Origin of the sequence: Arthrobacter sp. SPG23 (assembly GCF_000876655.1) — a bacterium.
Taxonomy (GTDB): domain Bacteria; phylum Actinomycetota; class Actinomycetes; order Actinomycetales; family Micrococcaceae; genus Arthrobacter.
This window is the reverse complement of sequence record NZ_JYCN01000025.1, coordinates 216250-242804: the sequence shown is the minus strand read 5'-3', so window position 1 is coordinate 242804 and position 26555 is coordinate 216250. Positions and strand designations below refer to the sequence as shown.

Genomic DNA, 26555 nt, shown 5'->3' with positions numbered 1-26555 from the left:
TACTTGGCACGCGAAACGCCTGAAACGGCGCCTTTGAGGCCCTTCCGGGGCCCATACACGGCAGATTCCGACGGCGGGGCCGGGGTTTGCCGGGCATATCGCCGGTTGCTGCGGCGCCGGACCTCATCGGCAAACTGTCAGGGTCCGCCCCTAGAATTAGGGCTTACCTGTTTTGTGAGGAGCCCGTGTGTTCGGCTTGACCATCCTGGACCTGGCATTGATCCTGGTGCTGCTGTCCTACCTGATCTACGGCCTGCGCAATGGCTTCCTGGTGACCCTTGGCGGCATCGCCGGGTTTATCGTCGGCGCCGTGGCCGCCTTCGTTTCCGTGCCGGTCGTCAGCAACCTCGTGGAGGACAGCGGCTGGCGGCTCACCGCGATTGTGGCCGCTGCCGTCGTGCTCATTGTCCTGGGGCATGCGCTGGGAACCATGATCGGCCGCAAAATCCGCAGCGCCGTGCGGATCCAGCCGCTGCGGGCCATGGACCGGCTGGTGGGCGGCGGCGTCAATGTGGTGGTGGCGGCCCTGGTCATGTCCATGCTGTCCTTCAGCATCAGCGCACTGGGCGTGCCGTTCGTGTCGCAGCAATTGGCTGAGTCCAAGGTCATCCGCTTCATTGACGGACTGACGCCGGTGCCGGTGAAAGCGGCCGTGGCGCAACTGCGCTCAACCGTGATCGGTGACGGCATCCCCACGCTTATCGAAGGACTGGGGCAGGGCCAGCAGGTGGCCATTCCGAACGCCAGCACGGACACGCCGGCGCTGAACCGGGCAGCGGAGTCCGTCCTGAAGATCGCAGGCACCGCCTACCAGTGCGGCCAGAACCAGACCGGCAGCGGCTTTGTGGTGTCGCCGGGGCGCGTTGTGACCAACGCCCATGTGGTGGCGGGCGTGTCGCAGCCGGTGGTGGAGATTCCCGGCGGGGGAGCCATGCCCGGCCGGGTGGTCTACTTCGACAGCCAGCATGACCTTGCGGTCCTCGCCGTGGACGGACTGCCGTCGTCCCCGCTCCAGCTGAGCGCCGACCTTCCGGCCGGCAGCCCGGCCGCTTTCGCGGGCTACCCGCACGGCGGTCCGTTCCAGTCCAAACCGGCAACGGTGCAGGACATCGCCACCGTCCTCGTTCCGGACATCTACGGCAGCAATGCGGCACCCGAAGACGTGTACCGGCTGGCCGGGGATGTCCAGCCGGGCAACTCCGGCGGCCCGCTCCTGACCACCGAAGGCCAGGTGGCCGGTGTGATCTTCGCCAAGGCAACCTCGGATGCCGATCTGGGCTTTGCCATCACCATGGATGACCTCGGTCCCGTGGCTGCCCAGGCGCCAGGGCTGAGCAGCCCTGTTTCGTCCGGGCAGTGCATCCAGAAATAACGGCAGGCACCCGTATGCGGCGCTAGAGCCACTCCAGCTAGAGCCACTCCAGGCTTTGGCCGTGCGGGCCGGCGATGGCCGTGGGGATGCCGTCCTGGAGGAGGAGGAACCTGCCCCGCAGCCGGGCATCGTCCATTTCCGGCACCACCAAAGATCCGTCAGCCTGGGCGATCACCGTGTGGCCTTCGTTGGACAGCCAGTGGCAGCCATGCTCTGCGGCAAGAGTGCCGATGGTGGCACGGAAGGCTTCCCGCTGTCCGGCATCCAGGTAGGCCATCACCGCGCTGTGGAAGACCACCAGGGTTGCGTCCGGCGGGGCCTGGCCGGCCAGTGACACCAGTTGCTCGTTGAGGTCGCCCGCCACGAGCAGCGGCGGGTCCTGCCGCGCGATGGCGATGGCCCGGCGCAGCCGCTCACGGCGGAAGTCCTGCTCCGGCCAGATGAGCGCCTCAAGCCAGGCGACGTCGTCGGGGTTGTTGATGTCCAGGGGGTTCAGGTCGATCCCGGCCCGCCACACCACCTCGGGGAGGCGGGACGGAAGCGGGACGGCGCCTTTCACCGTGCACCGCAGAACCGGCGGCTCCTCCGCCAAGGACCGGGTGGAGTCCGTTGGCGGGACCAGCCGCGTGACGGAAGTGCCGTCGACGTATTCGTAGGCGTATTGGTCCGGAAACAGCGCCAGCCCGGCTGAGGCGCCCACCTCGATCAGGGCCAAGTGACGGCCCGAGGACGCGGCGATGCCGGCGAGGGAGGGAAGCAGCGTGGCGCAGCGGCCGGCCTCGTTGGTCTGCGTGGCGCGGGAGAGCACAATCCGGGAGACCTCGTCCCACTTCGCATCCAGGAACTCCCGGAACTCGGGGTACGGAGTGATTTCCGCCCCGAGGAAGCGGGCGGCGGCGAGGATCAGCAGCGGCTGGCGTTTGTTGTGCGGCCACTGCTCGATGCGGCGGATCAGTTCAGGATCGTCGGCGATGCCCAGCGACCATTCGGCGTAGCAGGGCGAGGACGACGGCGCATCGAGAGTCCCGAAGTTCCGGTACCAGTCCGCAGTCCCCACCGGTGTCATGGTCAGGCCTTGCCGGCGTTCAGCTCTGCGAGGTACTCGACGGCGAACCGGTAGCCCATGACGCCGGCGCCGGCTATCACTGCCTTGCTGATGTCCGAAAGGTAGGAGTGGTGCCGGAATTCCTCGCGGGCATGGACGTTGGTGATGTGGACCTCCACGGCCGGCAGCTGCACTGCGGAGATCGCGTCGCGGATGGCCACCGAAGTGTGGGTGTACGCGCCGGCATTGAGGACGATGCCGATGGCCTTGCCCCGGGCAGCGTGGATGGCGTCAACCAGGGCGCCCTCGTGGTTGGACTGGAAACATTCAGCCTCCAGGCCGTACGCGGCGGCGGCATCTTTGGCGAGCTGTTCCACGTCGGCCAGCGTGGCCGTGCCGTACTTCTCCGGTTCCCGGGTTCCCAGCAGATTCAGGTTAGGCCCGTTGAGGACCAGGATGGTGCCGCGGCCGGCGTCGGTGGCGGGGGAGGCTTCAGTCATGTGAGCCAATCTATCGCTTTGCGGGCGGCGTGCGCGGTTCTTTACGACCGTCTGAGGGCCGCCTGACCCGCTGAGGCCACGGCGTCCATTCGCAGAGCCGCTGTCCCTGTGCCGCTGCTGTCCCTATCCGGTGATCCTGGCGATCCGGCGCAGCGCCGCAGCACAGACCAGGAGGTAGGCAGGCGCCCACCACGGGACCGTAAACGTGATCCGGCAGCCGTCCCCCTCCGGAACCACAACGTGCCCTGTGGCACGGATGCCGGCAACGGACCAGGACCAGGAGCGGCCCGCCTCGAATTCCGTCACCCTGAAGGGCAGGCTGATGCCGGTCACTGTCCGCACCCGGCCGGTGCTGCCGGCCTTGAGGCCGGGCGGGTCCAGTTCGGCACCTGTCACGGAAGGCCCCCATTCCGGCCAGCGCCCGACGTCGGTGAGCAGCTCCCACACGTCCGCGGCGGACGCCTTGATGTGCCGTGACACGGAAAACCGCATGCGGCTAGCCGAAGTCGGGGCGCAGGACCGCCTGCGCCGCGTGGTGTCCGCTGTCGAGGGCACCCTGGATGGATGCGGTGGCGCGGTAGTCGCCGCAGAGGAAGAGACCAGGCGAGGCCTCGGCCGGGCGAGGGGACGCCAGCGGCGGCGGCTGGACGGGCAGCGCATGCGGAACTTCGTGCCTGGCCACCAGTTCCCAGCCTGAAGCATCCGAGCCGTAGATCTCGGCGGCGTGCCGGCGGACCTCGTCGTCACCGGGCACCGGCCGTCCCGGGCCGAACAGTGCCGATGTCTGCACAAGGTGCCTGCCCGCGGGCGCGTACCCGGGAGCGGCGTTGGAAACGACGGCGGTATTGACCAAGGGGCCGCGACGCGGATCCCGGGCATCGACGCAGAGCAGGTTGAGCCGGGTGGGCGGCTCGTCCGCCGCGAACCAGTGCGTCAGTACGCCTTTCAGGGCAGGCACGCCTCCGCCCGCCGGGCTGCCGTCTGCCGCCGGTCCGCCGTCGTCGTTCCCGGGTGCCAGGCTCCTGGCGCTGACCGGATCCGTGGCCAGCACCACCTGCTCTGCCCGGAGCTCGGCTCCGGCGGCCCGGACCAGCATGGAACCGCCCTCGCGCCGGATGGACTCCATCGTGGTCCGGGTGCGCACCGGCGCGGCGAGGGAAGCCGCCAGCTGCCTCGGCAGTGCCTGCATGCCCAGGCGCGGCAGCCCGGGCACGCCGAGCGCGAAGGTCCGCAGCAGGAGCCGGGCGAAGTCGTTGGAGGTGCTGCCGTCGTCTTCGAGGAGCACCCCGGCGAAAACTGTTCGACCACCCGGCGGAGTCCTCCCGACAGTCCGGCGTCGTCCAGCGCCTGCCGCAGGGTGACGTCCCGGCCGGACCCGCCGTCGTCATAGTGCCCCCAGGACCGGGCAACCGCGGGGGCCGCCCAGCGGAGGAGGGCCACCACGTCACGTGGCGTGGCAATGCCGCTGCCGAGGGTCCGGGCAAGCAGCAGCGGTTCGCGGAGGGGGTGGGCGAGCACGGCGAAACCGTCATCGCGCCGGATGCCGAGCCCGGCGCCGAAGGGCTGCAGCTCCAGCGCGCCGACGTCCACCCAGCGGCGGACAGCCGGGTAGGCGGGATTCAGTACCTGGAACCCGCGGTCCACCAGGAAACCGTCCACCTGTTCCGTGCGGATCCGGCCCCCGATGTCATCGGCCGCTTCCCACACCTGCACGTCACGCCCGGCGGCCTGCAGTTCGCGGGCACACTGGAGCCCCGCAAGCCCGGCACCGACCACCAGGACTTCACACGAATCGGTCATGGTTCATCTTGGCACGGCCAGGGGGGCGCAGCCGGCGGCCCGTGCCCGCCATCTCCCGCGGCTCTGGCCACCCTTACCGGCGGTGCCTAGACTTGAAGGACCATCGTGCGGAGCTCCCCGTACCGGTCAGCTCGCGCGGAAAAGCCCGATCTGGAGAGAGCGTCATCATGCGCTGCAAAAATGTGGATTCAGGAAAAGCACTTCGCCGTGCCGCCGTGGGGCTTGTGGCCCTGGCCGCACTCATAATTCCGGCACCCGTGGCGTCTGCCGGTCCGCCGTCGACGAAGGGCGATGACAAGGTCATTGAGCTTCCCGGCGCTTCGTCCGCCGAAGGCATTGCCGAAGGGGAGGGCACCACCTTTTTCGCCGGGGACCTGTTCAAGGGGGACATCTACCGCGGAGATATCCGCAGGGGAACGGCCAAGCTTTTCATTGACGTGCCCGACGGCCGGATGGCGGTTGGCATGAAAGTGGACGTGGAGAACGGCCTGCTCTTCGTTGCCGGCGGCACCACCGGCCAGGCCTACGTCTACGACACGGACACCCGAAAGACCGTGGCCACCTACCAGCTGACCACGGAGGAAGCATTCATCAACGACGTCGCAGTGACCCCGGACGGCGCCTGGTTCACCAACTCGCGCAGGGGTGAGCTGTACTTTGTCCCGGTGGACCGCCACGGCAAGCCCGGCAAGGCCAGTACGCTCGGACTGGACGGACCTGCGGCCGCCACTCCCGGGGACTTCAACCTGAACGGCATCGCGGCCGTCCGCGGTGGCCGGACCCTGATCGTGGCGCATTCCGCGGATGAGGCCCTGTACACGGTGGACCCGCACACCGGCGCCAGCGCTGCGATCACCGGCGCCAAACTGCCGAACGTGGATGGCATTGTGGCGAAGGGGAACACCCTGTGGGCTGTGCAGAACATGCTCAACCAGGTGAGCCGCGTGCGCCTGGACGGGCAACTGGAGTCCTTCGAGGTCAGGGACGTGATCACCAGCCCTGACTTCCAGGTCCCGACGACGGCGGCCTTGTTCGGCGATACGCTCGCCGTGGTCAACGCGAAGTTCGGCGTTCCCGGGGCCAGCACCTACGAGGTGGTCCTCACCGACGCCCGCTAACCGGTCCTGGAAAGCAGACAGCCTGCCGGCCGGGTTTGGCACCCGGCCGGCAGGCTGTCTGCGACGCGTTGGAGCTACGAGGCGTTGGAGCTACACGGCGGTGAAGCTGAGCAGCATTGCGTGCTCCGGGTTGAGGACGGGCATGGGCAGGCCCACCTCGGCCAGGAACCGGCCGCTGGCCTCTGCACCCTCGGCCAGCCATGCGGGTGGCTGCGCCTGGGTGAAGTTGTGCGCGTAATCAGCGTCGCCGGGCGTCGGGAAGATGGCCTCCACACGGTAGCTGCGGTCCTGGTCCAGTCCCGGAATGGTGATGCGGCCCGGCCGCTCCGCGAACGAGGTCCTGGTGCTGACCAGCGCGAACAGTGCTGCCGTGTCTCCGGTTGCGGGGGTGCCCTGGGAAACGACGCCGTGGAGCATCAGCGAATCGTCGGCCACGTCGGCGCGGACCATCCGGCCCGAATGGATCAGGCCGCGGTGCTCCTTATAGAGGCCGATGAACCGCTTGAGTTCCTCCCGCTCTGCTCCGCGGACCTGGCGCACGTCCCACTCGAGGCCCAAGTGTCCGAACAGGGCCGTGATGGCGCGGAACGAAACGTCGTGCGTGCGGGCCGTGGTGTGGGACGTGGTGGGGCCGATGTGTCCTCCGACCAGCTCCGGCGGCACCACCAGCCCGGTCCAGCGTTGGATGGTCTGGCGCTCCAGGGCATCGTTGCAGTCCGAAGCCCAGATGCGGTCCGTGCGTTCCAGGATGCCCAGGTCCACGCGTGCCCCGCCGGAGGAGCAGCTTTCGATCTCGAGGCCCGGGTGGGCTTTTTTCAGTTCGTCGAAGAGGCGGTAGGCGGCCAGGGTTTGTTCGTGGACGGATGCGCGCCCGGCGTGGCCGTGCTCTGTGAGGTCCCGGTTCTGGTCCCACTTCAGGTAGCTGATGTTGTTTTCGCGCAGCAGGGCGTCAATGCGGTCGAAGACGTACTGCCAGGCCTCGGGGTTGACCAGGTCGATGACGTGCTGGTGGCGCCAGGTCAACGGCAACCGGCCCCCGTCCTTGTGGGACTGTGCGGCGGGCCCAACGATCCAGTCCGGGTGGGCGCGTGCGACGTCGGAGTCCAGGTTGATCATTTCGGGCTCCACCCAGAGGCCGAATTCCATGCCGCGGGAGGTGACGGCGTCGATCAGGGGTGTGAGGCCGTCCGGCCAGAGGCCTTCGTCCACGTACCAGTCGCCCAGGCCTGCCTGGTCGTGCCGGCGGCCGCGGAACCACCCGTCGTCGAGCACGAAGCGCTCCACGCCCAGGTCCGCCGCGGAATCGGCCAGTTCGACCAATGCGCCGAGCTCGTGATTGAAGTAGACAGCTTCCCAGACGTTCAGCACTACAGGCCGGGCCTTGCCGGTGCCCGCATGACCTGCTCCTGAAACGGCTGACGCCGAAGGCAGCACGTGGTGCGGCCGGTTCCTGAACCAGCTGTAGAACGCTTCGCTGATGCCGTCCAGGCCGCGGTCCGAGTAGGCCGCGAAGAGAGCGGGCGTGGTGTAGCTGCCGTTCGCCTGGAGGACAACTTCGGCCGGCCCCAGCAGCTCGGAACCCCCGATCACGGTCCGTCCGTCCCCAATGCTGTCCGCGAACTGCTCATGGTTTCCACTCCAGGCAAGGTGGGTGGCCCAGACCTTGCCGTGGCGGTTGCCGAAGCCTGCCGTACCGGCGGCCAGCAACAGGGAGGAGTCGTGGCCGGTGCGTCCGTGCCGGCCGGTCCGCACCCAGGTGCCCTGCTGGATGGCGCGGCGCTGCGGGTGGCGTTCACGGCACCAGCGTCCGGTCAGGTCAAGGAGTTCGACGGCGTCGGGAGCCACCGGCAGCACGGTGGCCAGTTCGTCGAGCTGAAAAGGTGAGGTGCCGGTGTTGGTGACGGTGTGGCGCATTTCCAGCAGCCCGCCGTCGTGCAGTTCCACGGTGGATTCAACGGTGATGCCGGCATCGGGATCAGACTGGACAATCACAGCCGAATTCCCGACGGCGGAACGTCCTCCGGTCTTGACATCCGTGACCCGGAGGCGGACGGAAAAGTCGTAGCCGGGCACGCCGTCGGCGATCCGGTGCCCTCGGAGGGCCGGGCGTCCGCGCCAGCTGGAGGATGCCTGCGGCAGCAGGCCGGCGGGGACGGCGGCGTCGATGGCGGAGGGCGGGATTGGTTCGCCGAGGATGGCCAGATCGGGGAGTGAAGCGCCCAGATCGGCGCCCCAGTGGATGACCTCGGCCTCCCCGCTGTCGAAGCTGATCACCAGGCTGGTGCCGGCGGAGCGGAGGTGCAGGGGATCCATGGGGTTTCTCTTTCGTTGTGGCGGGCGTCCGGTGACGCTGCCGGCGGGGTTCGTATGGTGATTCGACTGTAGGTGCGAGGGTGGAGCGCCCCGGGTGCCGCCGCTTCGCGAGGATGAAACGGCGGCACCCTGGGCCGTGGCTGCGACCACTTACGCAGCCACTACAGGTGCGGTCTACTTGAAGAGATCGTTCACCTGGTTGTTGGCTTCGGTCAAGGAGCTGGCAGGCTTCTTGCCGGAGAGCACGGCGTCCATGGCGGGCTTCATGATGCCATCAACTTTTGCCGCTTTGTCCGCGATGGGGAAGAGGAAAGTGGTGCCTTCCTCGACGTGGGTGGTGAAGGCTGAAACGTCGGTGCCCTTGGCCTTGAAGGCCTCGGCCGCCTTTTCGGAGGAGCTGGTGATGGCGGGGAAGACTACGGCCTTGGAGGCCACGACATCCTGGCAGGCGGTGGAACCAAGGTACTCAACCCACTTGACGGATGCCGCCGGGTTCTTGGTGCCCGCCCAGACGGAGTCGGCCAGGCCGTTGAACATGCTGGCACGCTTGCCGTCAGGCCCCTTGGGGGTGGGGGCGAACGCCGTCTCCACGCCCTTGTAGGACTTGTACTGGCCGATCAGCCAGTCGCCGGTGGTGTTGATGGCGGCCTTGCCGGCACCAAAGTTGTCAGCCAGGCTGGCGCCAACAGTGGTCTCAAGCTTGGGCATGTAGCCCTTCTCGATCAGGCCCGCCCACCAGGCGATGGTCTCCTGGAACTTGGGGTCGTCGTAGTTGAACTTGGTGCCCCACGGGTTCTTGTCCGTGGCGGTCCAGCCGGTGGTGGCGCTCAGGAAGCTCCACTCCGTCTGGCCCTGGCCGGAGCCGCTGCCTGCCAGGCCCAGCCCGTAGACTGCCACGTTGTTCTTGTCGAAGCCGGCCTCGTCGCCGCGCTTGCCGCTCTTGTCCACGGTCAGGTGGGCGATGGCCTTCTCATAGCTGCCGCCGTCTGACGGGTTCCAATCCAGGTTCGCCATCTGCTCGGCGGTCAGGCCGGCGGAGTCCGCCATGGCCTTGTTGTAGAACAGGCCAACGGTGTCCCAGTCCTTGGGCAGGCCGTAGCGCTTGCCGTCCTGGCCCACCCAGAGCTCGGGCAGGCCCTTCGTGTAGCTATCCAGCTTGATGCCGTCCTTGGCGACGGCGTCGTCGAGGGAGAGCAGCTGCTTCTTGGCCGCGTACTCGGGGTACTTGGAGAGGTGGTTCGTGAAGACATCCGGTGCGGTGCCGGCGACGAAGCCGTTGGTCAGCGTGGTCCAGTAGTCGTCCCAGCCGCGCTGGGTGATCTTGACCTTGATGTCCGGATTGGCCTTGGTGAAATCGTCAGCGCACTGCTGGTATGCGGGGAGCTGGTTGGCGTCCCACAGCCAGTAGTTGATTTCACCCTTGGCCTCGGTGGAGGCGGTGCTGCCTCCGCCGCAGGCGGACAGTGAGAGGGCGATTGCCGCGGCGGCAGCTGCGACGCCGATGGTTTTCTTCATGGTGGACCTTTCGAGGTGTTTCTTGGGAGGAGGGAAGTGAGGGGTTACTTGATTCCGGAGAAGCCGATGGAGTTGACCACCTTCTTGCCGAAGGCAATGAACAGCAGGAGTACCGGGAGTGCGGCGACGAGCGTGGCGGCCATCAGCCCGGTCCAGTCGGGAGCGCCCTGCGGGGACTGGGATTTGAAGACGCCCAGGCCCACGGTAAGGACACGGACGTTTTCGTCCTGGCCCACCAGGAGTGGCCAGAAGTATTCGTTCCACTGGCCGATGAAGGTCAGCAGGGCCAGGGTGGCCAGGGGTGCAGCGGCGTTGGGGAGGACGATCTGGAAGAAGATCCGCAGGTGCTTGGCACCGTCGAGCATGGCGGCTTCCTCCACTTCCCGGGACATGCTGAGGAAGAACTGCCGCAGGAAGAAGATGGCGAACGGTGTCATGAACAGGAAGGGCAGCGTCATGCCGGCGAATGTGTTGAGCAGGCCCAGGTTCTTGATCATGAGGAAGTTGGGCAGGGCGGTGAAGATCGGCGGGACCATCATGGTGGCCAGGAAGAGGCTGAACACCACGTTCCGTCCGGGCCAGCGGAGCCGGGAGAAGGCGTAGGCGGCCATCGCGCTGAAGAAGACCTGCCCTGCGGTGGTGACGGTGGCGAAGATGACCGAGTTCCGCAAGTAGAGCCAGAAGTTGATCGCGGCACCCGAGCCGCCCTCGGCAATGGCCTCTTCGGGGCTCTGCATGCCAAGAACGCGCTTGAATGCGCCGAGGTTGAAGTCTGCGGGCAACAGGTTGCCGGCGTTGGAGGCCAGCGAGGCGTTGGTTGACAGCGCGGTGCGGAGCATCCAGAGGAAGGGCGCCACGGTGACGGCGACGGCGACGGCGACCAGGGCCCAGGCTCCGACGCGGCGCCAGTTCACGGGCTTCCTGGCGGAATTCCGGCGAGGGGAGGCGGTGACCGACTTCTTGCGGGTAATCGTGGAGTTGCTCATGGCTGGGGTTCCTTAGTCCAGATCCGATTCGTTGCCCTTGAGGAACTTCATTTGCACGAAGGCCACCAGGGCAAGAATGAGGAAGAGAATGACGGACAGTGCCGATGCGTAGCCGAAGTCCGATTCGCCGAAGGCCTTTTGGTAGATGTACATCTGGATGACCCGTGAGGCGTTGATGGGGCCGCCGCCGGTGGTCACTGCCACGGTGTCGAACACCTGGAACGAGCCGATCACGGTGACGACGAGCACCAGCACCATGACGGGGCGCAGGAGCGGCATGGTGATGCTCCAGAAGGTCCGGGTGGGGGAGGCGCCGTCGAGGGAGGCCACCTCATAGACGTGGTTGGGGATCGACTGAAGCCCCGCGAAGATCAGAAGGGCTGTGTAGCCCATGTGCCGCCAGACGTTGACGGCGGCGATGGTGGGAATGGCCCACTGTTCGCTTCCGAAGAAGGCGATGCGCGGCAGGCCCATCCAATTGATGATTTCGTTGACAATGCCGATCTGGTAATCGAGCATCCAGAACCACAGCAGGGCGACGATCACGTTGGCCACCAGGAAGGGCAACAGCAGCGCGCCGCGGATGAACGTGGACTTGGCCACCCGGTGCATAAGGAGTGCCAGTCCGAGGGCGATCACGGTCTGGAAGCCGATGTTCAGCCCCACGTACTGGAGGGTGACGCCCATCGCGTTCCAGAAGAGTTCATCGCCAAGCATGGCCGTGTAGTTCTTGATACCGATCCAGGTGGGGTCACCCAGGATGCTGTACTCGGTGAAGCTGAGGTAGACGCCCCGGATCGTGGGGACCAAATAGAAGAGAACAAAGCCGATCATCGCGGGGAAGATGAACAGCAGTGCCATCTTCAAGTCGCCCAGCCTTCGGAGCCGGCTCGTCCGGGCGGGCTGTGCCGCCTTCGGGCGGCGGGCCCGGGCTGCCGGGTTCTGTTGCTGCTTGGTAAGGGTGGTCATCTTCGACCCTTTCCTGACTGTGATGTGGGTAACAACTGCAGATGAATCTACACGAGTAGATTTCGTGTAGCAAGTCTTTTTGGCTGTAACCAAAGAAAATTACAGCGGATCATGGCTCGATCGTTGACTCGAGTAGATTCCGGTGGAAAACTCGCAGCATGACCACAGCGGCCAACCATGCCCGGTACCGCGGGCCGATCAGGGAAAGGTAAACAATGGCGTTTTCAATCGGAGTCGTCGGCGTCGGACAGTTCGGCGGCCATTTCGCCCATCTCTTCAAGCTCCACCCGGGAGTCAGCGAGGTCTACGTCGTGGACGAACGGCCGGAACGTGCCGCCGCGGCGCTTGAGCGTTGGGGGCTCGACGGCACCAAGGCCAGCTTCGAGGAACTGCTGGCGTCCGACGTCGACGCCGTCGCCATCTTCACGCAGCGCTGGACCCACGGTCCGCTGGTGGAGCAGGCGCTGCGCGCCGGAAAGCATGTCTATTCCGCTGTTCCCATGGCGGTCTCGGAAGAAGAGATCGAGCGCATCATCGCCGCCGTGAAGGAAACCGGGCTGGTCTACGCGATGGGTGAGACCAGTTACTACAACCCCGCTACCGTCTACGCCCGCAACCAGCACGCGGCCGGCAAGTTCGGCAGGATCTTCTACAGCGAAGGCGACTACGTCCACGACATGGACCTGGGCTTCTACGACGCCTACCAGTACAGCGGCGGAGACGCGTGGAAGTCGACGGCGAGCTACCCGCCCATGCTGTACCCCACCCACGCCATCGGCGGCGTGCTGGGCGCATTGCCGTCGCATGCGGTCAGTGTCAGCTGCATCGGAGTCCGGGACGACCGCAACGACGGCGTCTTCGACAAGGACGTCAGCATGTTCGGCAACGACTTCTCCAACGCCACCGCGCTCTTTGAACTGAACGACGGCGGCGCCATGCGCACCAACGAGATGCGCCGGGTGGGCTACCCGTCGCACATCCGTGAATCACGCTTCCGCTTCTTCGGCACCGAAGCAAGCTTCGAGCAGCTCGCCAAGGTGACCGTGTGGCAGGACAAGGAAAACGTCCACGACATCTCCGAGCAGGTGGAAACCCGGCCCAGCATCCCGCTGGATGATCCCTCGCTGGCCGACGTCGCCCCCGAACTTCGCGATGCGTTCATCTCCGGACTTGCCCCTGTCCACGACCGCGGACGGCTTCCGGACGAATTCCTCGGCGCCCCGAACGGGCACGAAGGCAGCCACCAGTTCCTGGTGGACGACTTCGTGACCGCAGTGAACGAAGGGACGCTCCCGCCCGTCAATGCCTGGGTGGCGGCGAGGTTCACGCTTCCGGGAATCGTGGCCCATGCTTCGGCGCTGCAGGACGGCGCACGGCTGCCGATCCGCGATTTTGGCGCCGCTCCGCAGGGTGCATAGCTAGCATGTACTCCATGACCATTCCCGCAACGCACCCGCCCCGAGGCCCGGTAACCCGCAAGGATGTTGCCCGCTATGCGGGTGTGAGTACGGCGGTGGTCAGTTACGTTGTCAACGGCGGCCCGAAACGGGTCGCGCCGGCTACGGAAGCGAAGGTCCAGGACGCCATCCGCGTCCTGGGCTACCGCCCCAACGCCGCGGCACGGGCGCTGAAACTCGGGTCCAGCGAAACCATCGGCCTGATCATTCCGGACAACAGCAACCCGTTCTTCTCCTTGCTGGCGCACGCGGTGGAGGACGCTGCCGGCGAACTCGGCTACGCGTTGTTCCTGACCAACTCCGACGGCGACCTCGCCAAGGAACGCCGGCACATCCGCAACCTGGCCGCCCGCCAGGTGGACGGCGTGGTGCTCGCGAGCGTCCTCTCCGAACCCGACCTTGCGGATCTGGAATCGGCGGAGATCTCATCGGTCCTGCTCAGCCACAGCGAAAGGCCGGCGGGGGTCACGAGCGTCGGCGTGGACCTGGCTGCCGGCGCCCGCACCGCCGTCGAGCACCTTATCGGGCACGGCCACACCAACATCGGCCTGGCCATGGGCACCACCACGGCCAACGAGGCAGATGACCGTGAGCAGGGCTGGCTGCAGGCACTTGAGGCCGCAGGCCTGCCGGAGGGCCCGATCGCGCGCAGTGCCTTCACCCGGGATGGAGGCTACGCGGCGGGAAAACGCCTCCTGGCCTCGGGGCACCGGCCCACCGCTATCTTTGCGAGCTCCGACATGCAGGCCGTGGGCATCCTCCGGGCCCTCCATGAAGCCGGACTCTCCGCTCCGGAGGACATTGCGCTGGCCTCCTTCGACGGTTCAGTGGAGGCCGAATATTCGTGGCCCCCGCTGACCACGGTGGAACAGCCGGTGCGCGACATGGCGGAAGCCGCGGTGCGCGCGCTGGTTGGAGCGGGCCGCGGCGAGCCGCCCCGCCACCATGTCTTCCCCACGCGGCTGCTGGTCCGGCAGTCCTGCGGCTGCCCGTAGCGCCCGGGTCACCGGCCGTGAGCGGTGCCGGGCGCGCGGTTATCCCGCGTCGACGATCCGCAACCGGCTGACGCTCTCCTGCAGGATCCGGCGTGCGTCGGCGCTGAGGCCGGCATCGCTGATGACCTCGTCCGCCTCCTCGAACCCTGCAATGGTGCTCATGCCCTGGGTGCCCCACTTGGTGTGGTCGGCCACCACCACCACCTTGCGGGAAGCCGCCACGAACGCACGGTCCGTCTCGGCCTCCAGCAGGTTGGGCGTGGTGAAGCCGGCGTCGCGATCCATCCCGTGCACGCCCAGGAACAGCAGGTCCAGGTGCAGCTGCTTCAGCGCCGCCGTCGCAATCGGACCCACCAGGGCGTCCGACGGCGTGCGCTCTCCGCCGATCAGGATCACGGTGGAGCCGTAGCGCCCGGCCCCGGAGGATGAGCCGTGATGGAAGAGATCGGCGATGCGGATGGAATTGGTCACCACCGTGATGCGCGGCCCGTTGACGAGTTCCTTGGCCAGCGCCCATGTGGTGGTCCCGGCTCCCAGCCCTACGGCCATCCCCTCGTGGACCAGCGAAGCCGCTTCCAGGGCGATGGCCCTCTTCTCCGCCGTGAGCTGCGTTGACTTCTGCTCGAAGCCGGGTTCATGGGTGCTGGCATCGCCGGGGAGCTTGGCGCCGCCGTGGATCCTCTCCACCCGGCCGCCCTCCTCGAGCAGCTCGATGTCCCGCCGAACGGTCATGAGCGACACACCCAGCTGCTGGGCGAGGTCCGAGACGCGGACCACCCGCTCGCGCTGGACGGCGTCCACGATTGCCTGGTGGCGTGCTGCGGGGAGCATGGAGTTCCTTTCGGGCTGCGGCTGGGGGAGTGCTGTCCCCGTCAGCTTCCATCATGGTCTACCCCTTGCTGGAACCAAGAGTCAGCCCCGCAACAAACTGCCGCTGCAGGAGCAGGTAGATCACCAGGGTGGGGATGACCGTGATAACGGCGCCGGCGGCCAGGAGATTGTAGTTGTTCAGGAACTGGCCCTGGAGGTTGTTGATGGCTGTGGTGATCGGGAGCCGGTTGCCGCTCTGGATGAACAGCAGCGGCCAGAAGTAGTCGTTGTAGATGAAGATGACCTGCAAGGTGCCCAGCGCGGCGAACGCCGGCCGGCACAGCGGCAGGATGATCTCCCGGTACTGCCGCCAGATTCCGGCGCCGTCCACGAGGGCGGCTTCGGTGAGGTCGGCGGAGAGGGCCTTCATGTAGTTGGAGAGCACGAAGGTGCAGAACCCCATCTGGAAGGCCGTGTTGACGGCGATGACGATGATGTAGGTGTTCAGCATGTTGCCGGAGTCGCTGAACGAGTACGGCACCTCGAAGTGCTTGGCCATCTCGAACAACGGCGCTGCAAGGACCTGCGGCGGCAGCAGGTTGCCGGCCGTGAACATGATGAGCAGGGTGATGTTGAACTTCCAGCTCACCCGGCTCACGGCGAACGCCATCAGGGAGGCCAGGAACAGGGTCAGGAGCACGGCCGGAACGGTGATGATCACCGAGTTCCAGAAGTACGTCGCGAATCCGCCTTGTGTCCAGGCCTGGATGAAGTTATCGAAATTGAAGTCGCCCGCCAGGCTGAAGTAGCCGTGTTCGTTGGTGGACGCCACCGGGCGGAGCGCGGTGAAGACCGACCAGCCCAGCGGGATCAGCCACATGACGGCCATGACGGTGAGGAAAATATGTGTTCCGTAGTGGCGCTTGGGACGGCTGCCGGACCGGGGCGCGGCGGCCGTGTCTTTCGCGCCCGCGCGGACTGTTGCGGTGCTCATGCTTTGTTCTCCTTGCCAAAGGTGCGGCTGAGGTAGAAGACGATGGGGACGAGGGATATGACCAGCAGCACCACTGCCAGGGCCGAGCCGACGCCGATCACCTGGCCTTCGCCCACCAGGTTCTGGATCACCAGGGCACTGAGCATTTCCAGGCCGTTGGTGCCGCGGTTGATGACGTACACAACGTCGAAAGCGCGCAGCGATTCGATGATGGTGATGACCACGATCACGATGTTGATGGGCCGCATGGCCGGGAAAACCACCCGGAAGAACGTCTGGACGGCGCTCGCGCCGTCGATGGCGGCGGCTTCCTTCAGGCTGGGGTCCACGCCCTTGAGTCCGGCCAGGTAGAGGAGCATGACGTAGCCGGCATGCCGCCAGGTTGCTGCGATCATCGCGGCCCAGATGTTCACGGAGGAATCACCGAACCAGTCCACGGCCTGCGGCGTGCCGGCAGTACCCAGGAGGAAGTTCAGCAGGCCGTTGTCGCGCTGGTAGAAAAGTTGCCAGATGATGCCGATCAGGGCCAGCGACAGCATCACGGGGGCGAAGAAGATGCTCTGGTAGATCTTGCTGCCGCGGATGTTCTGGTCTAGCAGCACTGCCAGCAGCAGGCCCAGGGGCGTGGCGATGAGGGCCAGGAACAGGAGCCACAGCATGTTGTGCTGCACCGCCGGCCAGAACGGCGGGTAGTCCTGGGAAATAAATTGGTAGTTGTCCACGCCGGCGGGGCGGATGTCCCCAAGGTCAAGGCCGTTCCACCGGGTGAAGCTGAGGCCAACGGACATCAGCATGGGCAGCCATACCAGGGTCAGTTCGATCAGGGTGGGAATGCCCACCATCAGTGACAGGACCACTTTGTCCTGTCGGGACAGGCGGCGGACCCGGCCGCCTTTCGTCCGCTTCGCGGAATGGCCCTCAGGCTCCCGTGATTCCGGCGGAATCAGTTCTCTTGCAGTGCTGCTCATGGAAGTTTTCTCTCGATTGGTCCGGATTCCGGGAAGGAACGACGACGGCGGAAGGCTGTGCCGCCGTCGTCGTTCCTTCCTGGACGGTTGCCTGTGATACGCGGCCGGCGGGGGCCGGAACTACTGGGCGGCGTACAGCGTCTTGGCCTGTGCTTCGAGGTTTTTGACGTCCATCTTGCCGTCCTTGATGAAGCTCTGCAGGGCAGGGATCATCACGTTGTTGGCCATGGCCGGAAGGGCGTCGCGGTCGAAGAACTGGCTGATGTATTTTGCGTTCGCAATGGTGTCCGCGCACGTCTTGTTGAGCGGCGTGAACTTCGACGCGTCAGTGCCCTTTGCCGTGGCGATATTCGACGAATCCACCGCGGCGTAGGCGTCCTGGGCTTCGGCGGTTCCCAGGTATGCCATGAAGTCGCGGGCGGCCTTGTTCTGGCCGCCCTTCTTGGATAGCAGGAGGCCGTCGATGGGGGCTTCGACGGCGTCGCGGCCTTCCATCGCGATCTCCGGGAAGGCGAAGAATCCTATGTCCGCCAGGACGGCGGGATCGGTGAACTGCTGGGTCACGAAGGAACCCAGCAGGTACATGCCGGTCTTCTTGGCCTCCAGGGCCTTTGCTGCGTCCTGCCAGGTCTGGCCGAGGGCTGCCGGGTCCTGGAAGGGAAGGAGTTCGGACCACGTGTCAAAAACCTTGCTGACCTTCTGCTGGTCCCAGGATTCCTTGTGCGCGCAGAGGTCCACATGGAACTGGTAGCCGTTGAGCCGCATGTTGATGTAGTCAAAGGTGCCCATGGCGGGCCAGCCGTCCTTGTCGGCAAAGCCGATCGGAATGATGCCGTCGGCCTTCATCTTGGTGGCCAGGGCCTTGAGGGCGTCGAAGGTCTCCGGGACTTCGTAGCCCTTCTCCGCCCAGAGGCTCTTCCGGTAGAAGAAGCCCCACGGGTAGTTGTAGTTGGGGACGAAATACATCTTGCCGTCGGGTCCGGTGGAGGCCTTCTTCAGCGCCTCGGAGTAGTTGCCGCCGATGCTTTCCCAGACGTCGTCAATGGGCGCGAGCAGTCCCTTCTCCGCGTAATACTGCATGCGGTAGCCGGCAAACCACGTGAAGGTATCGTCCGGCGAACCCTGCAGGTAGGAATTGATCTTGTTCTGGAAATCGTTGTGCGGCACCACGTTGGTGGTGACTTTCTTGCCGGTCTTGGCGGTGAAGGCATCGGTGACGGCCTGGTACGCCCGCTTGGGGACATCGTCCGAGGATCCTGAACCGAAGGTGAGGCCGGGGGAGTCGGAACCCGTGGCCGACGGTCCGCTCCCGCCCGTACAGGCTGCGAGGAACGGAATGCCGGCCAGGCCTGCCGCGCCGACGCCGACGGTCTTGAGGATGGTCCGCCGGCTCGGATAAGCAGTTGCCGACGCATCAAACTGTGCTGCCATGTTCTCTCCCTTGAAAAAAGCTGCGTGTGAGGCACCTCACATGCTCTGACTATAACCTCTCAAAAGAGAACAGGAAAGAACGGGAAACAACATTTTGGGTGCATTCCGTGTTTGAAACGTCACAAAGCAGAACGGCCCCGCTTTTCCGCGCCGGAGCGGGGAAAAACGGGGCCTACTGTTGCCTGGAATCCGGGGTTTCCGGCGGTTGCTGCTTCCGGTCGACAGTTACTTTCTGAGCGACTGGGCGATCTGTGCCATCACGGTGTTGTCAGCCAAGGTGGTGGCGTCACCCACTTCGCGGCCTTCGGCGACGTCCTTGAGGAGGCGGCGCATGATCTTGCCGGAACGGGTCTTGGGCAGTTCAGGCACCACCAGGATGGTCTTGGGCTTGGCGATCGGGCCGATCTCCTTGCTCACGTGGTTGCGGAGTTCCTGGACGATTGCATCCCCGGAGTCCACGGCGTCCTCGCGGAGGATCACGAAGGCGACGACGGCCTGGCCGGTGGTTTCGTCGGCTGCGCCCACCACGGCGGCTTCCGCCACGGCGGGGTGGCTGACCAGGGCCGATTCGATCTCCGCCGTGGAAAGCCGGTGGCCGGAGATGTTCATGACGTCGTCCACGCGTCCCAGGAGCCAGACGTCGCCGTCGTCGTCCTTCTTGGCGCCGTCGCCCGCGAAGTACATGGTCTCGAACCGGGACCAGTAGGTTTCCTTGAAGCGTTCCGGGTCCCCCCAGATGCCGCGGAGCATGGCCGGCCAGGGTTCGCGGATGACCAGGAAGCCGCCGCGGCCGTTCGGCACGGATTCGCCGGCTTCGTCGACCACGTCCACTGCGATGCCGGGAAGCGGGACCTGGGCGGAGCCGGGCTTGGTGGCGGTGACTCCCGGCAGCGGGGCGATCATCTGGGCGCCGGTTTCGGTCTGCCACCAGGTGTCCACGATCGGGGCCGGGTTCTCCTTCTTTTCGCCGTTCTTTCCGGCGTTGGCGCCGATGACGTTCCGGTACCACATCCAGGCCTCGGGGTTGATGGGTTCGCCCACCGAGCCCAGGACCCGGATGGAGGAGAGGTCGAACTTGGCCGGGATTTCCTTACCCCACTTCATGAAGGTCCGGATCGCGGTGGGAGCGGTGTAGAGAATGGACACCTTGTACTTCTCGATGATTTCCCACCAGCGGCCCTGGTGCGGGGAGTCCGGGGTGCCTTCGTACATGACCTGGGTGGCGCCGTTGATCAGGGGGGCGTAGGCGACGTAGGAGTGGCCGGTGATCCAGCCGACGTCGGCCGTGCACCAGTACACGTCCGTTTCCGGATGCAGGTCGAAGACGGCCTTGTGGGTGTACGCGCCCTGGGCAAGGTAGCCGCCGGTGGTGTGCAGGATGCCCTTGGGCTTGCCCGTGGTGCCGGAGGTGTACAGGATGAACAGCGGGTGCTCGGAGTCATGGCCCACTGCGGTGTGCTCCGGCGAGGCCGCACCGACGGTGTCGGCCCACCAGTGGTCCCGGCCCTCGTGCCAGTCCACGTCCTGGCCGTTGCGCTTGACGACGACGACGTTCTCGACGGTGTGGCCGCTGCCGTCCCCTTCGTGGGACAGGGCGTCGTCCACCGCGTGCTTAAGTGAGCTGGGCTTGCCGCGGCGGTAGGTGCCGTCCGCGGTGACCACGAGCTTGGCTTCGGCGTCGTCGATCCGGGAGCGCAGGGCCTCGGCGGAGAAGCCGCCGAATACCACCGAGTGGATGGCGCCGATCCGTGCGCAGGCCAGCAGCGTGATGACCGCCTCGGGGATCATGGGCAGGTACACGGCCACACGGTCGCCCTTGGCCACGCCGAGGGATTCGAACGCGTTCGCGGCCTTCTTCACCTCTTCGGTGAGCTGCGCGTAGGTGTACGTGCGGGTGTCACCGGGCTCGCCCTCAAAGTAGATGGCCACCCGGTCGCCGTTGCCGGCCTCGACGTGCCGGTCCAGGGCGTTGTATGCGGCGTTGATCTCGCCGCCTACGAACCACTTTGCGAAGGGAGGGTTGGACCAGTCCAGCGTCTGGGTGAAGTCCTTGCTCCACGTCAGCAGTTCGCGGGCCTGCTTTGCCCAGAACGCGGGACGGTCGGCGTCGGCCTCTGCATAGTCAGCGGCCGTGACCACCGCATTCGCGGCGAATTCCGCTGACGGGGCGAACTTCCGGTCCTCCTGGGACAGATTTTCGAAGGCGTCGCCGTTCCCGCCCCGGGCGCCGTTGGCTGCGGCTCCGTTGGCTGAGGAGCCGTTCGCTGATGCGCCTCCGGCTGCCCCGGAGACGGCTTCGGCTCCGGAAATGGACGGGTTGGCCGGCACGTCGGTGTGTGCAGCGGTGGCCGTGGAGCTGGGTGTGTCCTGGGACATGGTGAACCTCATCATTCATCGATCTTTGCTGCGCGGGACGGACCGTCATCAGGCCACGGCCGGGCCGCGTGCGCGGCATCGGGCAGCGGCCGATCACGGCTGTACCGCAAAGAGCTGTTCCGAAATACACACTAATACCTGCCCCGCGGCCTGCGTGTGCCCCGTCACATAGTGAACCGTGAACGGCATTTATTAAGCGCCGAGTGGTTCCTGTACGGCGAGTACTGCGGCCTGGGGCACGGCCGATGGATACCGCGCGGACCTGTCCCGGAAGGTTGTGCACACCCCGCAAACAGGCGGGTGTGCTAGGCAAATTCTGCGGGTATTCCGCGAGTATTTCGCCTTGCCTGCCTCCGGCCCGTCAGCTAGTGATCAGGCAATCACTTGGCTAGGCTGAGATGGAGTTGTGACATCCGATGGAGGCGACAGGACCGCTTGCGGTCCGGTTTCTGCCTGCCGTTAGGAGGCGCCGTCCAGGGCGCCGCCATGCTAAGGAGAACAGAATGAACCAGCAAAGCCATGGACAGCACAAAGCCGTCCATCAGCATCCCGGTCAGGCGGCCGGCCCGGCGAATTCCGGCACGCCGGCAAGCGCCGACGGGTCCAAGCCCTCGGGAAGCAGGCTGACGGCACAGAAGAACGAAGCGGTCCTTGGCCCGTTCACCGTGCGGGACGTCACCGTCTTCGCATCGACGCTTCTTCTGTTTGTCGCCTCGCTGATCCCGATGTTCGCCTCCCGGTACAACCTGTGGAACCTGGGCAACCTCTTCTTCCTCGGCCTGGGGACCATCCTGCCCCTGATTGTGACCGCCCTCTTCGTGGCCCGCCGCTTGAGCCCCGAATCCAGGGTGCGGGTCGGGTCCCTGTCCATCGACCAGTTTGCCTCCGTGGTGGCCTCATTTGCGCTGGGCTTCTTCTTCCTGTCGGCCGCCCAGGAATTCATTCCGGTCATGCTGGTGGGACTGATCGGATCCGTGGGGCTTTTCGCGGCCACCGTGCTGGCACGCTTCATCCCCTTCTTCGCCGGCGACTTCCTGGACCGTGCCGAGGTTCCGGCGCATGTTGTGGCCCGTGAGTCCGCGGTGCCGTTCCGCAAGCCCAGCGCCCCGAAGGAGTCCAAGCCGGCGAAGGACCCGGGCTCCAGCGCGCTGGCCGGTTGGTCGAAGCGGCTGACGGCCGGTGCTGCGGCTGGCGGCGCGGGTGGCACCGGCGCCGCGCCTGGCACCGGCGCGGGTGGCACCGGCGCTGCGGCCGGTGGCGCGGGTGCTGCCGGAAGCCCGGTGCCAAGCGGCGACCGTCCTTACGCCGGGGCTTCGGCCGCCGACGCACCTCGTGCCGCAACCCCGCAGGGAACAGCCCGGCAGGAGCCGACGCAGCATGACGGTGTCAGGCAGGGTGACGCCGTGCCCGCAGCTGCCGCTGGCGCTGCCGCGTCCTCGGGCCATGCGGCCGGCAACAACGCTGCCGCCGCCACGGGGGCGGCGGCGGTAGGTGCTGCGGCTGCCAGCCGCGTCACCGACACGTCGCCCAGAACGCAGGCAGCCGACGTCGTTCCTTCTGCCGCAGAGCGGACGCAGGCCGCCGCGGCGGCTCCTTCCGCACCGGAGGCCACGCAGGCAGGGGCAGTTCCCGCCTCCGGCCGGGCGTCCGAGGCCGTGGCTCCTTCCGCAGCGGCCGCGGGTGCCGAGGCGTCAACCTCGGCTCCCGCTGAGACGATGCTGAACCCCCAGGTGAAGTCGCAAGAGCCCATCGGTGCCACTGTCGACCCCTACAGCCGGCCTGAGGAACACGAGGATCAGCCGGTCCACGAGGCGTTCTGGTTCGCCGTTGCCCAGCCGCGCACTGCCGTCGACGAGCGGACGGGCATGCCCGCTTTCGTGATCGAACCCGGCGGGTGGGTTCTTGCGCTGGAGGACCGGGGTCACGAATTCCTGGTCCAGCACACTGATGGCCGGGTGGGCGTGCTGCGCGACCTCAGTAACATCGAGCGCGGCTAGCGGGCCGCCGGTGGCCACTTTTTCCGGGACTCCGAAGCCGGGCAGCATCATGCCGCGGTCGTCCGGGGAATCACTGCTGGCGCTGAAGCGGCGCGCACGCAGGATCAACCGGGCGCTCGCGGAGCTGTACCCTTACGCGCATGCCGAGCTGGACTTCCGCAGCCCCTTTGAGCTCCTGGTGGCCACTGTGCTCTCGGCCCAGACCACCGATGTGGTGGTCAACCAGATCACGCCGACGCTGTTCACCCGCTATCCGGATGCCCGAAGCATGGCTGAAGCCGACCCCGCCGAGCTCGAAGTGATCCTCAAGCCCACAGGGTTCTTCCGGGCAAAGGCGAGGAACGTCATGGCTCTGTGCAACCGGCTGGTGGACGAGTACGACGGCGAAGTGCCGCCCCGGCTGCAGGACCTGGTAACGCTGCCCGGCGTGGGCCGGAAAACCGCCAACGTGGTGCTGGGCAACGCATTCGGCATCCCCGGAATCACCGTGGACACGCACTTCGGCCGGCTTGCCCGGCGCTTCGGTTGGACCGAATCGGACGATCCCGTCTGTGTTGAAGCCGACGTGGCAGAGCTGTTCGAACCGCGGGACTGGACCATGCTCTCGCACCGGGTGGTGTTTCATGGACGCCGCGTGTGCCATGCGCGGAAGCCCGCCTGCGGCGCGTGCGCGGTGGCTACATGGTGCCCCAGCTACGGGGCGGGGGAGACGGATCCGGAGAAGGCCCGCAAGCTGCTCAAATACGAGCTCGCACCCGGGCAGGAAGTGCTTCTGGCGCAGCTGCTGGCGGAAACACACCGGGCTGCGGAAATCCGGATGGAATCACAAAAGCGGGGGAAATGACCGCCCGCCAGGACCTCGCGGACCTTATTGCCGCCATCGAAGCCGGGAGCGGCCCGGCGCGCAATCCCTACTGGCGCGATCTCACCGTGGACAACGCCGTTGCCCGCAAGGCCGCCGTACTGATGCTGTTTGGTGCCCTCGATAACGTCCCGGCTGCTTCAGGAAAGCCGTTGGCCCCGGCTGACCTCGATGTCCTGCTGCTGGAACGCGCCCACACCTTGGACGATCACCCCGGCCAGGTGGCGTTTCCAGGCGGCGGGATCGATCCGGGCGAGACGCCCATTGAAGCAGCCCTTCGCGAAGCCGAAGAGGAAACCGGGCTGGACTCGGCCGGTGTGGAAGTACTGGGTGCCATGCCGCAGCTGGCCCTGCCCCGCGGGAATTTCCTGGTGACGCCCGTCCTGGCCTGGTGGCACTCGCCCTCGCCCGTCCGGGTGGTGGACTACGGCGAATCGGCCCAGGTTTTCCGGGTCCCCGTCCGGGACCTCCTGGACCCCGACAACCGGGTGATGGCCACGGTCAGCCGGGCCGGCCAGTCGTTCCTGAGCCCCGCCTTTGTGGTGAACAGGGTGGTGGTCTGGGGGTTCACCGGGATGATCCTGAACGAACTTTTCGATCACCTGGGCTGGTCCGTCCCCTGGGACCGGACGAGGTTGCACCAGATCGATGTGTGAGCGCCCGGTATAGCTTCCGGGGCGGGCATTACTCTCCGGGGGCGCCGGCGGCCCGTGCCGGTCACCGGTGACGGGCGCCGGGGTCAAGGGCTATCCGGAGGCCAGTTCCCTCCGGCCGCGGTTCACGACAAGCCCCGTGGCCGCGCTCTCACGGACGGCGTTGATGCCGGCGACGACTCCCTTGAGTGTTTTGAACCGTGGCGAAACCGCCACTACCGTGCCGTCGTCGGCCTTGAGCCGGAAGTAGAAAGCTTCTTCTTCGGCGTTGATAATTTCGAATGTTCCAGCCACTTTGTGCTGCCTCCCCAAGTCTCCATGCGTCATTGCATCGGCCGGTTCTGTATCGGGTGCTGCACTGCCACTGCTGCGAACCGGCTAATTGAGCCTAACCGGGAGGTGAGACGGTTCACAAAGCTACCCGCAGGTAGGTTACAGAGCGCGACTTACAGGGCCTACTTCGCCCTGTCGTAGGAGTCCACCACTGCCACGCTCACCGGGAATTCCACCGGAATCCGGCCGAACAGCAGTTCCTTGGCGGCCGCGGCGGCCTCCTCGATCGCCTGGATGCAGGCATCCACCGAGTCTTCAGGGCAGTGGACCATCACTTCGTCATGGAGGAAGAACACCAGCTCGCCGCCCGGTCCGCCGGCCGACCGCATGGCGCGGAGCCGCCGTCGTAATTCCGCCAGCCAGCAGGCAGCCCAGTCTGCCGCCGACCCCTGGACCACGAAGTTGCGCGTGAACCGCCCGCGGGAGCGCGCAACCGCGTCCGCCCTCCGCTGTTCCTCAGCGGTGGTGGATTTCTGGCTCTGCAGCCAGCGGGCCGACGGCGGCGGGCTGCTGCGGCCCAGCCTGGAGGTGACCGTTCCACCCCCTTCGCCCTCCCGGGCGGCCTGTTCCACGAAGCCGACGGCGCGGGGGTACGTGCGGGTCAGCTGCGGCATGAGGCGCCCGGACTCGCCGGTGGTGGCCCCGTAGATGGCACCGAGCAGTGCCACCTTTGCTTTGGCCCGGTCACCGCCGAATCCCTGTGCTGCGATGCCGGCGTAGAGGTCCTTGTCCCGGGCTGCTTCGGCCATTTTGGAGTCCTGGGCCAGGGCAACCAGGACCCGCGGCTCGAGTTGCGAGGCGTCAGCCACGATGAGTTTGTGGCCGGGATCGGCATGCACGGCGCCGCGGATCTGGCGCGGAATCTGCAGTGCACCGCCGCCGCGCGACGCCCATCGCCCGGAGACGACACCTCCCACCACATACTCAGGCCGGAAGCGGCCATGGTTCACCCAGGCGTCCAGCCAGGCCCAGCCGTTGGCCGCATGCAGCCGTGCCAGCTTCTTGTAGGCGAGGAGCGGTTCGATGGCCGGATGGCTGGACTCCTTCAGCTCCCATTGCCGGGTGGTCTTCACCTCGATGCCGTTCCGGTGCAGCGCGCGCATGAGTTCCTGCGGCGAATCCGGGTTGAGGCTTGGCGAGTTCAGGAGCCTGCGGAGCTCGGAGTTCAGCGCCTCGAGCTTCGCGGGCCGGTGGCCCAGGGGCGGGCGCGGTCCCAGGTAGTCCGCCAGGATCTGTTCGTGCAGTTCTTCCCGCCACGGCACACCGGTGTGCTGCATTTCCGCGGCGATCATGGCGCCGGCGGATTCAGCGGCGAGGAGCAGCTGGAGGCGCTGCCTGCGGTTCGCGTCCGTGCTCGCCTGGCCCAGTGCCTCCTGCTGGGCGGCGTACTCGGTGCGCAGCTCCTCCAGCGAATGTTTTGGTGCCCGGCTGAGTCCTGAGTCCTCGAAGAGCGCCCCCTGGTGTGCCGGCTGGGGTGGCGGCTGCAGGCTGCGGGGCGGCTGCTGCGAGTCGTCATCCTGGGTGAGTTTGTCCGCGTTCCGGGCGTAGGCAGTGTGGGCGGTGAACTCGGAATGGGCCAGGATGGCGCCGCAGAGCGTGAGGTCGTAGCAGCGTTCCAGCTCAACCCCCGCCGCCAGCAGCGCCGGGTACCAGTCCTGGGTCCGGTGCCAGATCCAGCGCGGGCGCCGCTTTTCGAGTTCACGTACGACGCCGGCCAGTTCGCCGGCGCTCACGAGGCGCGGTTTGGGGTTTGCCGGGTTAGGGGAGCCGTCTGCGACGAGTTCCTGGAGGGCTGCGCCGTCGGCGTGGGCGGACAGCAGCAGGTACATAGACCTAATTCTGCCCTGTGGAGTGACATGCCTGCGCCGCCGACTGGCCCATGGGCCTGTGGGCCTGTGGGCCTATGTGCCTGTGTGGCCGGGCGCAGGTGCGGGGCCGGCGCCAGGGCGGCTGGCGCCCTGGCGGCAGCGGGCCCGTGCGGACAGCTTCCGTCCGGGGCGGGGCCTTGGCAGGTCCGCTGGGGCACTGCCCCTCCACAGGCGCACGGGGCAGGAGGTTGTC

At 66.5% G+C, this 26555-nt stretch carries 22 protein-coding genes and 1 pseudogene; 7 read left to right on the top strand and 16 right to left on the bottom strand.

Going from position 1 to position 26555, the window contains the following annotated elements; translation table 11 throughout:
- Positions 1 to 187 precede the first annotated feature (187 nt).
- Positions 188 to 1372, top strand: a complete 1185-nt coding sequence (locus tag TV39_RS17145; RefSeq protein ID WP_043483819.1) for a MarP family serine protease — start codon at positions 188 to 190, stop codon at positions 1370 to 1372.
- 37 nt (positions 1373 to 1409) lie between these two features.
- Here the strand turns inward: TV39_RS17145 and TV39_RS17140 are convergent, their stop codons facing one another.
- The 5 genes and pseudogenes from TV39_RS17140 to TV39_RS22640 form a co-directional block, all read right to left on the bottom strand.
- Entirely contained in the window at positions 1410 to 2438 is a 1029-nt protein-coding gene (locus TV39_RS17140; RefSeq protein ID WP_043483816.1) for a DUF2332 domain-containing protein, read from the bottom strand.
- Positions 2439 to 2440: 2 nt separating this feature from the next.
- Positions 2441 to 2917: a type II 3-dehydroquinate dehydratase gene (aroQ, locus tag TV39_RS17135; protein ID WP_043483813.1), complete on the bottom strand. Its 477-nt coding sequence runs from the start codon at positions 2915 to 2917 to the stop codon at positions 2441 to 2443.
- A 123-nt stretch (positions 2918 to 3040) separates the two neighbouring features.
- The gene (locus tag TV39_RS17130; RefSeq protein WP_043483810.1) at positions 3041 to 3409 is read right to left on the bottom strand and encodes an SRPBCC family protein; all 369 of its coding nucleotides are present in this window, start codon (positions 3407 to 3409) and stop codon (positions 3041 to 3043) included.
- A gap of 4 nt (positions 3410 to 3413) precedes the next feature.
- Complete coding sequence (locus TV39_RS22645; protein ID WP_235347429.1) at positions 3414 to 4202, bottom strand: FAD-dependent oxidoreductase; 789 nt, start codon at positions 4200 to 4202, stop codon at positions 3414 to 3416.
- 356 nt (positions 4203 to 4558) lie between these two features.
- Positions 4559 to 4717, bottom strand: a pseudogene (locus TV39_RS22640) (FAD-dependent oxidoreductase); the annotation flags it as partial.
- Between the two features lie 167 nt (positions 4718 to 4884).
- Between TV39_RS22640 and TV39_RS17120 the strand changes: the two are divergent.
- Complete coding sequence (locus TV39_RS17120) at positions 4885 to 5835, top strand: SMP-30/gluconolactonase/LRE family protein (RefSeq protein WP_043483807.1); 951 nt, start codon at positions 4885 to 4887, stop codon at positions 5833 to 5835.
- Between the two features lie 90 nt (positions 5836 to 5925).
- On the opposite strand, the gene TV39_RS17115 is transcribed toward TV39_RS17120, so the two are convergent.
- The 4 genes from TV39_RS17115 to TV39_RS17100 form a co-directional block, all read right to left on the bottom strand.
- The gene (locus TV39_RS17115; RefSeq protein ID WP_043483805.1) at positions 5926 to 8148 is read right to left on the bottom strand and encodes an alpha-galactosidase; all 2223 of its coding nucleotides are present in this window, start codon (positions 8146 to 8148) and stop codon (positions 5926 to 5928) included.
- Between the two features lie 174 nt (positions 8149 to 8322).
- The gene (locus TV39_RS17110) at positions 8323 to 9663 is read right to left on the bottom strand and encodes an ABC transporter substrate-binding protein (protein WP_043483803.1); all 1341 of its coding nucleotides are present in this window, start codon (positions 9661 to 9663) and stop codon (positions 8323 to 8325) included.
- A 44-nt stretch (positions 9664 to 9707) separates the two neighbouring features.
- Positions 9708 to 10649 carry a carbohydrate ABC transporter permease gene (locus TV39_RS17105; RefSeq protein ID WP_043483800.1) on the bottom strand — a complete coding sequence of 314 codons (942 nt, stop codon included), beginning with the start codon at positions 10647 to 10649 and terminating at the stop codon, positions 9708 to 9710.
- Positions 10650 to 10661: 12 nt separating this feature from the next.
- On the bottom strand, positions 10662 to 11618 hold the full coding sequence (locus TV39_RS17100; RefSeq protein WP_043483797.1) for a carbohydrate ABC transporter permease: 957 nt from the start codon (positions 11616 to 11618) through the stop codon (positions 10662 to 10664).
- Between the two features lie 215 nt (positions 11619 to 11833).
- On the opposite strand from TV39_RS17100, the gene TV39_RS17095 reads away from it, so the two are divergent.
- Positions 11834 to 13036 (top strand): Gfo/Idh/MocA family protein, encoded by a 1203-nt coding sequence (locus TV39_RS17095; protein ID WP_043483794.1) that lies wholly within the window; start codon positions 11834 to 11836, stop codon positions 13034 to 13036.
- A 14-nt stretch (positions 13037 to 13050) separates the two neighbouring features.
- Positions 13051 to 14070, top strand: a complete 1020-nt coding sequence (locus TV39_RS17090) for a LacI family DNA-binding transcriptional regulator (RefSeq protein WP_043483951.1) — start codon at positions 13051 to 13053, stop codon at positions 14068 to 14070.
- A gap of 39 nt (positions 14071 to 14109) precedes the next feature.
- Here TV39_RS17090 and TV39_RS17085 read toward each other — a convergent pair whose 3' ends face one another.
- From TV39_RS17085 to acs, 5 genes are all read right to left on the bottom strand, one after another.
- Positions 14110 to 14901, bottom strand: a complete 792-nt coding sequence (locus TV39_RS17085) for a DeoR/GlpR family DNA-binding transcription regulator (protein WP_043483792.1) — start codon at positions 14899 to 14901, stop codon at positions 14110 to 14112.
- Positions 14902 to 14959: 58 nt separating this feature from the next.
- Positions 14960 to 15874: a carbohydrate ABC transporter permease gene (locus TV39_RS17080; protein ID WP_043483790.1), complete on the bottom strand. Its 915-nt coding sequence runs from the start codon at positions 15872 to 15874 to the stop codon at positions 14960 to 14962.
- A complete protein-coding gene (locus tag TV39_RS17075) occupies positions 15871 to 16842 on the bottom strand; it encodes a carbohydrate ABC transporter permease (RefSeq protein WP_052500604.1) in 972 nt (323 codons plus the stop codon). Before TV39_RS17075 ends, TV39_RS17080 begins: the two co-directional genes overlap by 4 nt.
- A 120-nt stretch (positions 16843 to 16962) precedes the next feature.
- Entirely contained in the window at positions 16963 to 18273 is a 1311-nt protein-coding gene (locus tag TV39_RS17070; protein ID WP_043483788.1) for an ABC transporter substrate-binding protein, read from the bottom strand.
- Between the two features lie 225 nt (positions 18274 to 18498).
- Entirely contained in the window at positions 18499 to 20664 is a 2166-nt protein-coding gene (gene acs / locus TV39_RS17065; protein ID WP_235347428.1) for an acetate--CoA ligase, read from the bottom strand.
- Between the two features lie 488 nt (positions 20665 to 21152).
- On the opposite strand from acs, the gene TV39_RS22290 reads away from it, so the two are divergent.
- From TV39_RS22290 to TV39_RS17050, 3 genes are read left to right on the top strand one after another with little or no spacing between them, the layout of a single operon-like run.
- A complete protein-coding gene (locus TV39_RS22290; protein WP_043483786.1) occupies positions 21153 to 22646 on the top strand; it encodes an ABC transporter permease in 1494 nt (497 codons plus the stop codon).
- Between the two features lie 49 nt (positions 22647 to 22695).
- A complete protein-coding gene (nth, locus tag TV39_RS17055; RefSeq protein ID WP_043483782.1) occupies positions 22696 to 23490 on the top strand; it encodes an endonuclease III in 795 nt (264 codons plus the stop codon).
- The gene (locus tag TV39_RS17050; protein WP_043483779.1) at positions 23487 to 24164 is read left to right on the top strand and encodes an NUDIX hydrolase; all 678 of its coding nucleotides are present in this window, start codon (positions 23487 to 23489) and stop codon (positions 24162 to 24164) included. Before nth ends, TV39_RS17050 begins: the two co-directional genes overlap by 4 nt.
- Before the next feature lie 90 nt (positions 24165 to 24254).
- Here the strand turns inward: TV39_RS17050 and TV39_RS17045 are convergent, their stop codons facing one another.
- On the bottom strand, positions 24255 to 24455 hold the full coding sequence (locus TV39_RS17045; RefSeq protein WP_052500603.1) for a YegP family protein: 201 nt from the start codon (positions 24453 to 24455) through the stop codon (positions 24255 to 24257).
- Positions 24456 to 24616: 161 nt separating this feature from the next.
- A complete protein-coding gene (locus TV39_RS17040) occupies positions 24617 to 26323 on the bottom strand; it encodes a bifunctional 3'-5' exonuclease/DNA polymerase (protein ID WP_043483773.1) in 1707 nt (568 codons plus the stop codon).
- Positions 26324 to 26555: the final 232 nt, after the last annotated feature.

What these genes read in the sequence shown, in the direction of transcription:
- nth (WP_043483782.1), top strand. Translation starts at nt 22,696, where the DNA reads ATGCCGCGGTCGTCCGGGGAATCACTGCTGGCGCTGAAGCGGCGCGCA.
- TV39_RS17115 (WP_043483805.1), bottom strand. Translation starts at nt 8,148, where the DNA reads ATGGATCCCCTGCACCTCCGCTCCGCCGGCACCAGCCTGGTGATCAGC.
- TV39_RS17140 (WP_043483816.1), bottom strand. Translation starts at nt 2,438, where the DNA reads ATGACACCGGTGGGGACTGCGGACTGGTACCGGAACTTCGGGACTCTC.
- TV39_RS17070 (WP_043483788.1), bottom strand. Translation starts at nt 18,273, where the DNA reads ATGGCAGCACAGTTTGATGCGTCGGCAACTGCTTATCCGAGCCGGCGG.
- TV39_RS22290 (WP_043483786.1), top strand. Translation starts at nt 21,153, where the DNA reads ATGAACCAGCAAAGCCATGGACAGCACAAAGCCGTCCATCAGCATCCC.
- TV39_RS17105 (WP_043483800.1), bottom strand. Translation starts at nt 10,649, where the DNA reads ATGAGCAACTCCACGATTACCCGCAAGAAGTCGGTCACCGCCTCCCCT.
- TV39_RS17120 (WP_043483807.1), top strand. Translation starts at nt 4,885, where the DNA reads ATGCGCTGCAAAAATGTGGATTCAGGAAAAGCACTTCGCCGTGCCGCC.
- TV39_RS17110 (WP_043483803.1), bottom strand. Translation starts at nt 9,663, where the DNA reads ATGAAGAAAACCATCGGCGTCGCAGCTGCCGCCGCGGCAATCGCCCTC.
- aroQ (WP_043483813.1), bottom strand. Translation starts at nt 2,917, where the DNA reads ATGACTGAAGCCTCCCCCGCCACCGACGCCGGCCGCGGCACCATCCTG.
- TV39_RS17095 (WP_043483794.1), top strand. Translation starts at nt 11,834, where the DNA reads ATGGCGTTTTCAATCGGAGTCGTCGGCGTCGGACAGTTCGGCGGCCAT.
- TV39_RS17050 (WP_043483779.1), top strand. Translation starts at nt 23,487, where the DNA reads ATGACCGCCCGCCAGGACCTCGCGGACCTTATTGCCGCCATCGAAGCC.
- TV39_RS17085 (WP_043483792.1), bottom strand. Translation starts at nt 14,901, where the DNA reads ATGCTCCCCGCAGCACGCCACCAGGCAATCGTGGACGCCGTCCAGCGC.
- TV39_RS17075 (WP_052500604.1), bottom strand. Translation starts at nt 16,842, where the DNA reads ATGAGCAGCACTGCAAGAGAACTGATTCCGCCGGAATCACGGGAGCCT.
- TV39_RS17100 (WP_043483797.1), bottom strand. Translation starts at nt 11,618, where the DNA reads ATGACCACCCTTACCAAGCAGCAACAGAACCCGGCAGCCCGGGCCCGC.
- TV39_RS17040 (WP_043483773.1), bottom strand. Translation starts at nt 26,323, where the DNA reads ATGTACCTGCTGCTGTCCGCCCACGCCGACGGCGCAGCCCTCCAGGAA.
- TV39_RS17080 (WP_043483790.1), bottom strand. Translation starts at nt 15,874, where the DNA reads ATGAGCACCGCAACAGTCCGCGCGGGCGCGAAAGACACGGCCGCCGCG.
- acs (WP_235347428.1), bottom strand. Translation starts at nt 20,664, where the DNA reads ATGATGAGGTTCACCATGTCCCAGGACACACCCAGCTCCACGGCCACC.
- TV39_RS17090 (WP_043483951.1), top strand. Translation starts at nt 13,051, where the DNA reads ATGACCATTCCCGCAACGCACCCGCCCCGAGGCCCGGTAACCCGCAAG.
- TV39_RS17130 (WP_043483810.1), bottom strand. Translation starts at nt 3,409, where the DNA reads ATGCGGTTTTCCGTGTCACGGCACATCAAGGCGTCCGCCGCGGACGTG.